This is a genomic window from Acinetobacter sp. YH12116 (assembly GCF_013418895.1).
Taxonomy (GTDB): Bacteria; Pseudomonadota; Gammaproteobacteria; order Pseudomonadales; family Moraxellaceae; genus Acinetobacter; species Acinetobacter indicus.
On record NZ_VPBE01000005.1, the window covers coordinates 102,544 to 116,357 of the forward strand.

The window sequence follows — 13,814 nt, forward strand, 5'->3', positions numbered from 1 at the left end:
ATATCTTCCTATCAATTCGCCCAGAAAATCTGGATTGCCCAGATTGCATATGCAAAAACAGCAATAATCACTGCTGAAGTCAGCACTAGGCGTAAACCTGAAGCTGAAGGACCCATCTGACGAGTAGTCACGTAATCTGTGAATACCTGCCACATACCAATCCATGCGTGTGCAACAAGAGATAAGACTGCCAATAAAGATAAAATCTTCATTGGTAATGTCATCATAAAGCCGTACCACTGTTCAAAGTTAAATCCGCCATTCAGCAGAATCCAACCAAATACCACAACGGTATAAACAGCAAGAACAACAGCACTTACGCGTTGGATAAACCAGTCGCGAGAACCTGAACCCGTTAAACCTGTAGCACTTTTCATTAGAGAACAATCCATACAAAGGCTGCGAGAATACCAATCGCAGACAAGACTAATGCGATAGTAGCTGCAACACGACCACTTTGCAGTTCCTCTGCAACACCAAGGTCAGCAAGTAAATGCTTGACACCAGCGATGAAGTGATAGATTAATCCGGCTACAAATACCCATACGATAAAGCGGACAAAGAAACCGTTAAAGATTTCCTGTACTTCTGCAAAACCTTCTGGCGAAGACAAAGACTTGTCTAATAACCAAAGAAGTACCGGTACGAGTAAAAATACGATGACACCTGAAAGACGGTGTAAAATTGATGCAATAGCCACAGGTGATTTTAAGTTTACTGATAAAACTTGACCCATGGACAAATTGACAGGTCTGTTGCTTTTCACAGCGGGCATCCTGTAAGTAAAAACTCCATCCGGAGTTTGTTGGAATTAATTCGAAGGAAAGCTGGCATTGCTAGGCATTCGAATGCCTATATTCAAAACGACACTGAATTATAAAACGTCAACTATTAAAATACAAACAACCGCACCGGGCTTTTTGAACAAAAAATCCTTAAATAAGAATCATTAACAAATAGGTAATTTGTGAAACACATTAACCAGATACACCGTTAAGGCATCATCTCACTGTTTTTTATTAATTTATTTTATATTTCTGCTATTGGTTTTAGCTATAATTGCAATTTTCACCGGACTGAAATATTTAGACTAAAGCAGCACAGTAAATGTCTAGGCACTATATTGTTGAATCTTTTCACTTTATCTTTGGGTGCCTGAATATTTTTTCCTTGAATATTCGCTATCAGGAAAACAACATGAAATATTTTCAGCGCCCTGCCCGTGCTTCCCGCTTCAGGCTGACATTTGGTCTTCGCTTTTAAAAAAATGCCGATAGATTGTTCTGCCTTTACTTGCAATTTCAGCGCATCAGAACAAGTTAACTGGCTGAATGGCTGATTTAATCAGCTATTTTTTAACCAGTTAAACCTAAAAAAATGACAGACTTAGCGCTTTTATTTATGAATAACAAAGCAGCAGCAGAACCGGCAAAGCCCAGCTAAGTTATGAAAAACAGATACATTTCGGAAAGCTTAAAATTCCAGCAGCCTGGCTTTTCAAGAGCTTTTAACGCTAAAAAATTGCTTACAATTAAAGCATTCCTATTATTTTTTTCTGCACCTGTCCGGGAATTTGACTTATTATAGCGCGTCGGTGCTGTGATTTTACTCAGTTTTTCATACGAATATTTTTTGACTAAGCTGCTGTGTCAGCGTCACTTTTTATCCATAAGTATAATTGACAAAATTTCAGTACACACTAATCTTATAGCAAATTTTCGATCCGTCTGATTCGCGCATTAAAAGATTGATACTACGAGTCAGATCAACATTCACCAGGACAGGAGATCTATTGAATGTCTGAAGCAACTGGCAAGAAAGCCGTTTTACAGCTTGATGGCAAAGAAATTGAATTACCAATTTACAGCGGCACATTGGGCCCAGATGTAATTGACGTTAAGGATGTGTTGGCTGCAGGTCACTTTACTTTTGATCCTGGTTTTATGGCGACAGCTTCTTGTGAATCTAAGATCACATTCATTGACGGTAACAAAGGTGTTCTGTTACACCGCGGTTACCCGATTGATCAATTGGCGACTAAAGCTGATTACCTGGAAACTTGCTACCTGTTATTAAACGGCGAGCTTCCAACAGCTGAGCAAAAAGAAGAATTTGACGCGAAAGTTCGTAACCACACCATGGTTCACGACCAAGTTAGCCGCTTCTATAACGGTTTCCGTCGTGATGCGCATCCTATGGCGATCATGGTTGGTGTTGTGGGTGCATTATCTGCGTTCTATCACAACAACCTGGACATCGAAGATGTTAACCACCGTGAAATCACTGCGATCCGTTTAATCGCGAAGATTCCTACTTTAGCGGCTTGGAGCTACAAGTACACTGTGGGTCAACCATTCGTTTACCCACGTAACGACTTAAGCTACGCTGAAAACTTCCTGTACATGATGTTTGCTACGCCTGCAGACCGTGACTACAAAGTGAACCCGATTCTTGCCAAAGCAATGGACCGTATCTTCACTCTTCACGCTGACCACGAGCAAAACGCGTCTACGTCTACAGTACGTTTAGCGGGTTCTACCGGTGCTAACCCTTATGCTTGTATCGCTGCGGGTATCTCTGCACTTTGGGGTCCTGCGCACGGTGGTGCGAACGAAGCAGTTCTTAAGATGCTGGATGAAATCGGCACTGTAGAAAACGTTGCTGGCTTCATGGAAAAAGTGAAGACTAAAGAAGTTAAACTGATGGGCTTCGGTCACCGTGTTTACAAAAACTTCGACCCACGCGCGAAAGTAATGAAAGAGACTTGCGACGAAGTTCTTGGTGCATTAGGTATCAACGATCCACAATTAGCGTTAGCAATGGAACTTGAGCGTATCGCGCTTTCTGACGAATACTTCATCAAGCGTAACCTGTATCCAAACGTAGACTTCTACTCTGGTATCATCCTGAAAGCGATTGGTATTCCGACAGAAATGTTTACTGTGATCTTCGCGCTTGCACGTACAGTTGGTTGGATCAGCCACTGGTTAGAAATGCACAGCGGTCCTTACAAGATCGGTCGTCCTCGTCAGCTTTACACTGGCGAAGTTCAACGCGACATCAACCGTTAATCCGGTTCGCGTTCAACGACGAAAAAACCACCCGTTTGGGTGGTTTTTTTATGGACATTCAAACTAAATGCGCGTTTCGACCAGACCGAGGCAACGCCAATATTCAGCGCAAAAGTACGTTAAGCTACCTGATAATGCTCCAGATCTAGGCGCTGTAAACGTCGCTTTAACTCGGCCAGTGACCACGGCCAGGCGGCAAAGTTGCGACCATTCTGGTCCAGATAATAACTTTGACAGCCGCCACGGTTAAACACAGTTTTCTGCACATGAGTCTGTACTTTGGCATTGTGGTATTTCAGCACATCCGGCTTGATTTCAATGCGCTTTAAGCCCTTGGCTTTCATTTGCAATAAACCACTGACAATATAGTCCAGTTGCGCTTCGGCAATGCCAATAAAGGAATCATAGACCAGAATATTCGGCCCGAGCACCAAAAAGGCATTGGGTAAATGCTGGATACTGGTGCCCAAAAAGGCTTCGGGTGAACTGCTCTGCCACAGCTCGGAAAGTCGTTGGCCTTGGGCATTCTGCACACGGCGACCAATCGGTGGATGTGACACCTCAAAGCCCGTTCCCCAGATAATCACATCGACCTCATGCCGGTCACCATTGGCGGAAATCACCGTATTGCCTTCAATTTCCACCAAGCCATGCGGAATTAAAGTGCTATTCGGGGCCTGCAAGGCCGGATAATAATCATTGGCAAACAGTAAACGCTTACAGCCAACCGAGAAATTGGGGGTAACCGCCTGACGTAAAGCCGGATCTTTGACCTGTAATTTTAACAGCTGCCGGCTGAGTACATTGACGGGCTCCAACAAAGGTGGATGGCGCAGGCCAAAATTAATCAGATTCAAAGATTGTGATACCGCGCCGCGCCAACGCTGCTGAATGACCGGAAACTTGGCCAGCGTACTTTTCATCACCTGATTCAGCGGCAGATCAGGCTTTGGCAGGACCCACGGCGCTGTACGCTGGAAAATATATAACTCTTTGGCCAGAGGCTGAATTTGTGGAATAAACTGAATAGCCGAGGCACCGGTACCAATCACCGCAATGCGTTTACCACACAGGTCATAGGCATGGTTCCAGCGTGCCGAATGGAACATTTCGCCCTTAAAACTGTCGATGCCTTTTATTTTCGGCAGTTGCGGCTCGGTAATCGGGCCGGGGGAGAAAATCACGGTTCTGGCCCGATATCGCCCTTTGCTGGTGTTGAGCTCCCACATCTGTTCAGTCTCATTCCAGCGTGCATCTTGCAGTTCATTATGAAATTCAATCTTGGCATATAGCTGAAAACGGGTCGCCACATCTTCCAGATAATTCAGGATTTCCGGCTGCTTGGCAAATAAATGACTCCAGCCATGACTCGGTGCAAAAGAAAAAGAATATAAGGCCGAGGGCACATCACAACCACAACCCGGATAGGTGTTGTCCCGCCAGGTGCCACCTACCCGGCCGGCTTTTTCCAGCACCAGATAATCCTGATAACCGGCCTGATTCAGTTTATAGGCCGCTGCCAGACCGGAAATACCCGCCCCAATAATAATGGTGTCATAGACCCGGCTTGGTACAGCGGTCGATCTACTGCGCTGCTCGACTGTTTGAGAATTTGGCTGATTGGCCCCTGCCCTTGCTGATGCTGCACTGACACTTTTGGCTTTTCGACTGGGCTTTTTGAGCACAGGCTCGGCCGGCTCGGTGACTGCTTGTGACGTGACTTGATCATCTTGTTTCATTTTTGCTACTCAGGATTTTTGTACATATTTATTGAACAGTGGATAACCCACACCCAGCAGCTTGGTATATAAACGCGGCGCGGCACGCTTGAACCACCAGAACAGTTTGGCGTCTGGCTGTGGAATGGTATACAGCTCGCCCCGGTCTAAATTGTTTAAAGTCTGCGCTACCACCTGCTCACAGCTGACAAAGGCATGATGAGTCAGCAAATGATCTGCTAGCCCAGAATAATGCGCAGGCAAACGGCCATTTTTCATGATATTGGTCGGCACCAGCGTTGGGCATAACACATTGATGCGAATATTGGCGCCACGTAACTCGGCAGACAGGGTTTCAGACAAGGCCAGTACGCTGGACTTGCTGACGTTATAGGCGGTCATTTCCGGCGCTGCGGTATAACCAGCAGCCGAAGCGACATTAATAATCGCACCACCACCCTGCTGTTTCAGTTTCGGTACGAAATAATGACAACCGTGGATCACGCCCCATAAGTTGACCTGCATACACCATTGCCAGTCGGCCAGGCTGACTTCATCAAACTTGCCACCCAGCCCCACACCGGCATTATTGATCAGCAAAGTCACCGGATGGCCCAACAGCTGTTCAGACTGTTCAGCCAGTTGCTGCACCTGCTCGGCCACACCCACATCACATTGCAACGCAAAGACCGCAGTCGCAAACTGGTGTTCAATCTGCTTGGCGGTTGCTTGAGCCGCCGCCAGATTGATATCGGCACAGATCACGCTGCCACCACGCCTGGCCAGTTCCAGCGCAAAACTGCGTCCAATCCCACTACCTGCACCGGTCACCACCGCATAGGCCTGCTGGCTCAGTCGCACTTTTTTTGCAAATAATCCCATCATTCTTCTTCATCCTTACACTTTGAGCGCCGGGGTAAATTCCTTGACGAAATACGGCGTTAACACCCCGCTTTCCGGATGCAGCAAACGTTCCTTGTAATAGGCTAAAAAGGCCGAAGTATCATGGTCATTCGGATGAAAACCGGGACGCAGATAATCCAGAATATACGCCCAGCTACTGCCATACACGCCATCTTGCAGACCAAAAATCAGCTTGATGCTACGCGGCAGGTCTTTCCAGTAACTCAGGCTAAGCAGATTAGACGGTTTGCGATAAAACGGCACCAGCAGCGAGGCAATGGAAATCAGCACCAGGATGGTGATGAGCGCCGGGAAGAAACCGGCAATGCGCAAGCCATAACTGTTGGATAAAGACTGGAACACATCATAGGCAATGTCTTTGTGTTCCGATTCTTCCAGCATGTGCCACATCCAGATGGCACGCTGCTTTTCATCATGCGACTGGAAGAAAATTTCCTCATGATTCATCATGTACTCGGCCAGCACCGCGGTGAAATGTTCAATGCCAGCCATCAGCGACAGTTTCATCGGCTGTGGCAAACGGTTAAAGCCGTGATCAAAGACAAATCTGGCCCAGGAACGGAACAGCTCAACCGGCAGATCGGCATCCCGAAAGGCATCATTCAGCTCTTCATGCAATCTGGAATGTAGCGCCTCCTGGCCAATTAGGGAGGTGACCCGCTGTTTTAGCACGGGATCATTTAACAGCTCACGATGATAACGCGCGGTGTCAATCACCAGATCTTCGCCATAGGTCAGGAAAATCGACAGCGAGGCAAAATAGGCACTGGCCAGTTCGGCATTCAAGTAAAATTTGGGATCTATTTCTTCGGCCTTAAAGTCGAATTTCATATGCCGGATTGGGAGGGCAGCCGACTGTTTCTCGGCATCAAAAGGTGTCGCGCTGAAAAAATGGCGAACAGGCTGAGGTAAAAACTGAGCAATCTGCATGGCTATTCTCTTTGTTTTGTCCATTTGAGCCAGGTCAAGACACCGTGGTCATCGACCTGAATGAGACCAAAACTAAGCCAGCCCTGCATTGAAACCAGTTACCAAAATCGTCATAAAATTGGCAAATCGTGACTTTAAAAAATATTGTCTGACAATTTGCTCACACTTTTTTCCGCAGAGCTCATTTCCTTGTCAATTGAGGTCAGCGCCTATTCGGGCACTCTGTCACTGCGACTACTGGGCAGATAACGCACTTTGCGTTCTTTGGACTGATAAATCCACTGATGATCGAACAGGCCCTGATTCAGATGTTCAAAACGGAAGTTACCAATCGCTACCGCATAAAAACCGGTGCCCTGCTGTTTCTGCTGCTCGACTTGGGCCATCAGTTCTGTCGGTAACTGCCCCATGATGAAATCGGACACCACCAGCACATCGGCATTGTGAAAATTTGGCTGGGCCAGCATCGACAGGGCATGTTCGATGGCGGGAATAACATCGGTGCCGCCATGAAAAGACTGGCTAAGAAAGTGAATCAGATCATCCAGCGAATAGCCTTCGAGTAAATTCAGGCTGGTCAGCTGGGTCGAGAAGTTAATTAAATACATCGGGCGTTTGGCTTTCATGGCCTGAATTGCCAGATACAGACTCATGGCTTTGGCAATCAGCTCCGGCTGGCCGTGCATGGAACCGCTGGTGTCCAGACACAAAATCATCGGGCCTTTTTGCCCCAGACGCTTGTGCCGTACTGTTTGATCCTGAATTACCCGACTGCTGTGCTGACCTTGCAGGTTAAAGCTCATCAGGTTAGATTCCAGATATTTCAGGTCAAATAAAAGCGCCAGATCGGGATCGGCCAGTAAGGCCAGCTCGCTCGGCAGCGCCAGATTCAAATCCTGCGCCAGCTGAATACCGGTAATTTCTTCATGCCAGTGCTGCTCCAGCAATTCCAGCTCCTGCTCTGGCCGATGCTGCTGCACGGCCTGGCGCGGATAATGTGCAGGCTGGGCAGAACCGATTTTCTGGCACAAGGCTTGCAGCTCACGATCCTCCTGCAGATAGCTGGCCCATTGCTCAAACTGCTGGATATCCTGTGGTTGTAACTGGCCTCTGGAATAGTCAATAAAAATACCGGTTTCGATGCCGGTGGCATCTTTGTATTTGGCCAGTCGCTGCATCTGGCTAAGAAAATCGCGAATCTCATCCAGAAAAGCATCCCGCTGCAAGGCCAGCTGCTCAAATTCCCAATGAGCAATGGCTTCGGTCAGTTTACGTTGCCATTTTTCTGTTAATAACTGTGCCTGTAGCTCGCGCTGTCCGGCAGAGAAAGTAGCGCTTTGAGTCCAAAACGGGCTTAAATCAGGCAGCCCCAGCTGAGCCTGAAAATCCTGATATTGCACCTGCATCTGCTGAAACTCGGCGCTATTGATGGAGGGCTGCGCCAGCCAGTGTTCCAGTTGCTGCTGCACTTCCCTATAAGGATGCTGCTGATCGAGACTGGATTTGGCCTGATAGGCCCAGGCCCGGACTTTATCATCCAGATGCTGACTGACTTTCTGATCATCCAGCCAGTGTTTTAAGGAGGAATCGGCCAGCTCCTGATACAGCTGTCCGGTCAACTGCTCTAACGCTGTATGCTGACGCTGATGCTGCTGCAGGTCTAGCCTTGACATAGCTGTTCCAGCCGCGCGCAGTCTTGCAGTTGCAACTGATAGCGCTGTAACTGCTGCTGCACATGCTGTTGTAACTGGGCACTGTCGGCGGCGGCAACAAAGACTGAAGCAAAATGTGCTGACTGGGCATCAAAACGCTGCTGTAACAGGGCTAAATCTTCGCTCAGTGCATTTTGTAGCTGGGCAAGCTCTCCCCGCAACTGCTGCACCAACTTTTCATCAATGACACGGCGTGCGCTGCCTTTCGGGTATTTAATATACGGTGTGACCACTTCTTCCAGCCCATAATAGCCGCCTTTTAAGGTACAGACCCGGCCGCCATTAAAGTTACACACGATGCCGCGAATTTCCTCACCGGAAGCATCCACAGCAAAGAAATCCTGTTTGCTGTCCATTTTATTTAATAACAGATACAGCACTTTATCCTGATAATGATGATCCAGGTGAGTCACTGCTCTTAAGTATTCCTTGTCCTGAATCAGATAGCTTTCATAGACATCATCGGTATAGTAAAAGGCGTTCAGCATCTGCTGTTCCAGCTCGTCTTTGCGCTGAATTAGTGACTCCAATTGCAAATCGGCGTGCAAGCCTATCTCCAGAATGGCCTGATCAATCAGCTTGTGCATCTCCGGAATATCTTCCAGCTGATTCCACAGGCAGGATTTCAAGAGATACAAATCACTGACCAAGACCTGTGAGCGGCCATTTAAAAATGCCGCAGCTTTAAGCAGATAAGCCACACGTTGCCAGCGCCGGTCGGAAATATAGACCGACAGGCCATCGACATGCTGCTGTAAATACTGGCGAATCAGATCAATCACCTGGAATACCAAAGCCGGCAGCTCAATTTCATGAATCTGTTCGCGCCATTCGGCCAGTTCGGCCTGGGTAATTTTAAGCGGTTCATCCATCTGCAAATGAGCACTGCCCGGTTTGGCTTGTAGCAGCTGATGAAAATTGCCGGCCTGCTGAATGGGTTCGACCACCAGACGCAAAATAAAACGGTCATACAGCGCATCCAGTCCCTGATTCGGTTCAGGAATTTCATTGGATGCACCAATCAGCACACTTAAGGGCACCTGCTGCAGCTGCTCGCCATTTTTAAAGACTTTTTCATTCACCAAAGTCAGCAAGGTATTTAAAATGGCCGGGCTGGCCTTCCAGATTTCATCCAGAAAAGCAAAATCGGCACAGGGCAGATAATGCTCGGTTTTACGGATATAGTGATCTTCTTTTAAGGCTTTAATTGACACCGGGCCAAAAATTTCTTCCGGGGTACTAAAGCGGTTCATCAAATATTCAAAATAGGCATAGACCTCAAAAGCGGCTGCAACCCGTCTGGAAATCAGGCTTTTGGCCGTGCCCGGCAAGCCGTATAAAAAGGTATGACTGCCGGCCACAGCGGCCAGCAAGGTTTGTGCGATCACCTGTTCACGTTCATACATCTGCTGGGACATTTGCGAAATAAGTGTATGAATACGTGCTTTCATCGAATACCTGAACCTGCGCGAAAAACTGCATTGTAACGGTTTGCGGAAATGAAGAAAAACCGGCAAGCCACCGCAGATGAAATTTTTGCTACATATCTGCCTGCCAGTTTTGTTATAACTGGGAAAATTGAATGGCCCGACCTGATCTTTCACCATGCTGTTATTGAAACTGTTACCGCTGCTACTGCGCCTGCTTAAACTGGAGCAGTTTCGCTGCCGGGCTTTAACCCCGGGCGAAATTGCGTTGTGCCAGCGCGTATTCGGGCAGCTGATTGATTACAGCCGGGTCAGCATCATGAATCATCCTTATTTGCCCTGGCAACCGGCGCATATTCTGATGGCGCCGCAAGGTTATATTCATGTGCGTGATCCATTGTACCGGGAAGATTATAGCCAGGCACCGCTTGCCTTTCAGGCGGTGCTGATTCATGAAATGACACATATTTACCAGCATCAGCAGCAGATTAATGTGCTGCTGAAAGGTGCGCTGCTGCAAACCGCTTTTTATCTGTCTGCCGGGCGGTATAATCCCTACCGTTACCAGCTAATTCCCGGTAAGCCGTTTTTTGCCTACAACATTGAACAGCAAGGCGATATTGCCCGCGATATTTTTTTAAACAAGATTGACAATATTATTCTGCATCCACCGGCCTAAACTGCGCTGCAATAGCGCTTTCATGTTGCAAGCTGCCGGTTTTTTGTGCCATCAGGCCTGATTCACCAAACCCATGCTTTTGTTACTCAAGCTTACTAAATAAAGCATTATGCGCCTTCTCTCACGGCGCGAATTGCCGCTACTATGCAATTATCCTGAATATGCTCTAGCATCTGAATTAATTTAAGATAAAATAAACCCGTCTGATTTTTTGCATTGCAAAATAAGATTTTATCAAGTCGTATGCGTATTACTTTTTATACTTGAGCCAGTCGGCAGTACTTTTTAGTATCAGAATGCACCGCTGCCCGATCACCATAATTACAAGCGGCAGCCCGTGTATTCAAAACCCTATAGGAATAGGACGTAAATTAATGAAATCTTTTAAAATTGCCCTTGCACAGTTCTCTCCATACATTGGCAATCTCGAAGCAAATGCGCAAAAAATGCTTGAACAAGCAAATGAAGCGAAAAAACAACAGGCTGACCTGATCATTTTCCCAGAGCTTTCTCTGATTGGTTATCCAGCAGAAGATTTGCTGTTACGCCCAAGCCTCAAAAAACGCACGCAAAAAGCGTTTGAACAGCTCAGCCAGATTAAAGACATCGTCGTGGTATTTGGTTTTGTCAATGAAACTGAAGATGGCCAGCGTTATAACTCGGCTGCGGTAATGAAAGATGGCCAGATTCTGGGTATTTATAACAAACAGAATTTACCGAACTACGGCGTGTTTGATGAAAAACGTTATTTTAACGAAGGTCATCAACATCTGGTCTTTGAATACTTGGGGCATAAATTTGGCGTACTGATTTGTGAAGATGTCTGGTCTTTAGCCACTGTACAGCAACTGGCCCAGCTGAATGTAGAAACCGTGCTGGTGCTGAATTCATCGCCATACGAAGTTGGTAAACCACAGCACCGTATTGATACCATGACTGCGCTGGCCAAACAGCTGAATCTGAACCTGGCCTATGTCAATCAGGTTGGTGGTCAGGATGATCTGATCTTTGATGGCACCAGCTTCCTGATCAGCAAAGACGGTGAACTTGCTTTACGTGCGCCAACCTATCAGGAAGGCCTGTTTGTGGTGGAGTATGAAGCCGAACAGCAGCGCTATAAAACGGGCGAACAGGCGGCAGCCCTCGACACCATGGCTGAAATTTATCAGGGTCTGGTGCTGGCAACACGTGACTATGTACAACGTTCAGGTTTCCCAGGCGTGATTCTGGGTTTATCTGGCGGGATTGACTCTGCACTAACCTTGGCCATTGCGGTTGATGCCCTGGGTGCAGACAAAGTACAAGCGGTGATGATGCCGTATACCTATACCGCGCAAATTAGTGTAGAAGATGCTGCACAGCAAGCCAAAACCATGGGTGTGACCTTTGGCATTGCCGAAATTCACTCGATTGTGAACAGCTTTATGCAAACCCTGTATCCATTCTTTGGCAATAGCCCGGTTGATACCACCGAAGAAAACCTGCAGGCCCGTGCCCGCGGTACGTTGCTAATGGGCTTATCCAATAAATTTGGCAACCTGGTCCTGTCGACTGGTAACAAATCTGAACTGTCAGTCGGTTACTGCACCCTGTATGGCGATATGGTTGGTGGTTATGCAGTTCTCAAAGATGTCTACAAAACCATCGTGTTTGAACTGGCCAAATACCGGAACAGTATAAGCGAACAGCCGGTGATTCCGGAGCGTGTAATTAGCCGTCCGCCATCAGCTGAACTGAGCCCGGACCAGAAAGATCAGGACTCTTTGCCACCGTATGATGTGCTAGATGCGATCCTGTATGCCTATATTGAAGAAGACCTGAGCCAGGACGATATTATTGCCAAAGGCTTTGATCAGGCTGTGGTTGAAAAAGTGGTGCGTCTGGTTGACCGCAATGAATACAAACGCCGTCAGGGCGCAATTGGTCCGCGCATTACATCACGTTCTTTTAGCCGTGAACGCCGTTATCCATTAGTCAATGGCTGGAAACCGGGCCTATAAGCTCCTGATCTGATCCATCCTAAAAACCTCAAGCCAGTCTTGGGGTTTTTTATTGTCCGCTGGAATGAGGCTACTTAGAATACGCATCTTCCCCTGCCATCTAAACCGATCCTATATTTTTGAGTTCTACGTCATTCAAAAAAACCAATATCAATGAATCGTCTAGGTTGACTAAAAACAGATAGACAACGGTCTATGTTTAACCCTATGTTCAAGATATGCATGAGCTAAAATTGGATGCAATGGATTTCATATGACACTAAGAAATACCCTGCAGACTTTAGAACAGATTTATCATTATTTAATGAACGTCCGCATTTTCATTGCTATAGCCAGTATGAGCGCCTGAACGCGTTTTTCGCCGAAATCCATGATACAGGCAGTATCGAGTTTGAAGCTGGGCAGTCTTATCTGTTTAAAGGTATAATTTAATGGCAAGCCTAAAGTGATTGATGGTTCTAAAGCGCCGGCCCTTGCGCATAAACAGGAATTCTTAAGCTGGGTACAGCAACAGCTGAATTCCTAAGCCAGCATTTTATTCATCGCTGGTATCTAAATTGCGCGGAGAGTTTGCACAACATTTTTTTGGACTTTTTGAACAGACAAAAAAAGAGACCAAGCTGAGAGCTTGGTCTTTTAAAATGGTGGCTATGACGGGACTTGAACCTGTGACCCCCGCATTATGAGTGCGGTGCTCTAACCAACTGAGCTACATAGCCGTAAACTGTGTGCGCATTATCTAAAGTTCGGACTTTATCGTCAAGATATTTATCTACTCAAATGAACACTGTTTAAGCAAAACATGACGTTTTTATTAATTTTTAACCGGATTTGCAATTTTTTACTTGGGTCAAACCCTTTCGCTGACTATGATGAAACTTTCCAGGATCAATCACTTGAACACAATGCAGTTAAAAATATGGATCAGTAGTCTGCTAGTTGCGACATTATCGGGCTGTCAGCTGGTTGCCCCACTCATGGTGGACTATAACGGGGTACGCCGCGATGTCGCAGAATTTATTAATGGTCATCTCTGGTTCACCATTCCGCAAAAACGCATTCTGGTCGAGTATGCCAAAGGCCAGCAGAAGATTTTAACCGCAGATCGCCTAAGTCCTGAAGCACAACAGGCGCTTGCACAGGAACGCTATGAAGGCCGTTATTGTGCTGCACAAAAAATTGCTGTGTCCAAACTGGATCAGGTCGATGAGAAAATTTTTGTCTATGCCGACCAGCAGCAACGCTGGCAACAGATTCAACAGCTACAGCAGACGCTGAAGCTGGATGTGCAGCAGCTCAACTGCGAGCACAGATTTTAAAGACAAAAAAAAAGATCACATAAGGATGTGATCT

12 protein-coding genes and 1 tRNA gene are annotated in these 13,814 nt (G+C 46.7%); 5 read left to right on the forward strand and 8 right to left on the reverse strand.

Annotated features, from left to right (window positions below):
- Positions 1-11 precede the first annotated feature (11 nt).
- On the reverse strand, positions 12-377 hold the full coding sequence (gene sdhD / locus FTU54_RS05350) for a succinate dehydrogenase, hydrophobic membrane anchor protein (RefSeq protein WP_005176252.1): 366 nt from the start codon (positions 375-377) through the stop codon (positions 12-14).
- Complete coding sequence (gene sdhC, locus FTU54_RS05355; RefSeq protein ID WP_005176242.1) at positions 377-775, reverse strand: succinate dehydrogenase, cytochrome b556 subunit; 399 nt, start codon at positions 773-775, stop codon at positions 377-379. Before sdhC ends, sdhD begins: the two co-directional genes overlap by 1 nt.
- Before the next feature lie 1,021 nt (positions 776-1,796).
- Between sdhC and gltA the strand changes: the two genes are divergently transcribed.
- Positions 1,797-3,071: a citrate synthase gene (gene gltA / locus FTU54_RS05360; RefSeq protein WP_005176240.1), complete on the forward strand. Its 1,275-nt coding sequence runs from the start codon at positions 1,797-1,799 to the stop codon at positions 3,069-3,071.
- Between the two features lie 119 nt (positions 3,072-3,190).
- On the opposite strand, the gene FTU54_RS05365 is transcribed toward gltA, so the two are convergent.
- The 5 genes from FTU54_RS05365 to FTU54_RS05385 form a co-directional block, all read right to left on the reverse strand.
- Complete coding sequence (locus tag FTU54_RS05365; RefSeq protein WP_104500246.1) at positions 3,191-4,810, reverse strand: NAD(P)/FAD-dependent oxidoreductase; 1,620 nt, start codon at positions 4,808-4,810, stop codon at positions 3,191-3,193.
- A 9-nt stretch (positions 4,811-4,819) separates the two neighbouring features.
- Entirely contained in the window at positions 4,820-5,671 is an 852-nt protein-coding gene (locus FTU54_RS05370) for an SDR family oxidoreductase (RefSeq protein ID WP_171432076.1), read from the reverse strand.
- A 15-nt stretch (positions 5,672-5,686) separates the two neighbouring features.
- Positions 5,687-6,643: a metal-dependent hydrolase gene (locus FTU54_RS05375; protein WP_180054297.1), complete on the reverse strand. Its 957-nt coding sequence runs from the start codon at positions 6,641-6,643 to the stop codon at positions 5,687-5,689.
- A gap of 209 nt (positions 6,644-6,852) precedes the next feature.
- Complete coding sequence (locus tag FTU54_RS05380; protein WP_180054295.1) at positions 6,853-8,316, reverse strand: VWA domain-containing protein; 1,464 nt, start codon at positions 8,314-8,316, stop codon at positions 6,853-6,855.
- Positions 8,304-9,806: an AAA family ATPase gene (locus tag FTU54_RS05385; RefSeq protein ID WP_180046095.1), complete on the reverse strand. Its 1,503-nt coding sequence runs from the start codon at positions 9,804-9,806 to the stop codon at positions 8,304-8,306. Before FTU54_RS05385 ends, FTU54_RS05380 begins: the two co-directional genes overlap by 13 nt.
- A 154-nt stretch (positions 9,807-9,960) precedes the next feature.
- Here FTU54_RS05385 and FTU54_RS05390 point away from each other — a divergent pair, with 154 nt between their 5' ends.
- The 3 genes from FTU54_RS05390 to FTU54_RS05400 all read left to right on the forward strand — a co-directional run bounded on the left by FTU54_RS05390 (position 9,961) and on the right by FTU54_RS05400 (position 12,893).
- Positions 9,961-10,461: a hypothetical protein gene (locus tag FTU54_RS05390; protein WP_016659914.1), complete on the forward strand. Its 501-nt coding sequence runs from the start codon at positions 9,961-9,963 to the stop codon at positions 10,459-10,461.
- Between the two features lie 374 nt (positions 10,462-10,835).
- The gene (locus FTU54_RS05395; RefSeq protein WP_005176221.1) at positions 10,836-12,461 is read left to right on the forward strand and encodes an NAD+ synthase; all 1,626 of its coding nucleotides are present in this window, start codon (positions 10,836-10,838) and stop codon (positions 12,459-12,461) included.
- Between the two features lie 237 nt (positions 12,462-12,698).
- Complete coding sequence (locus FTU54_RS05400; RefSeq protein ID WP_180046097.1) at positions 12,699-12,893, forward strand: hypothetical protein; 195 nt, start codon at positions 12,699-12,701, stop codon at positions 12,891-12,893.
- A gap of 210 nt (positions 12,894-13,103) precedes the next feature.
- On the opposite strand, the gene FTU54_RS05405 is transcribed toward FTU54_RS05400, so the two are convergent.
- Positions 13,104-13,180, reverse strand: a tRNA-Met gene (locus tag FTU54_RS05405).
- Between the two features lie 186 nt (positions 13,181-13,366).
- Here FTU54_RS05405 and FTU54_RS05410 point away from each other — a divergent pair.
- Positions 13,367-13,780, forward strand: coding sequence for a hypothetical protein (locus FTU54_RS05410; RefSeq protein ID WP_228148563.1), 414 nt, complete (start codon positions 13,367-13,369; stop codon positions 13,778-13,780).
- Positions 13,781-13,814: the final 34 nt, after the last annotated feature.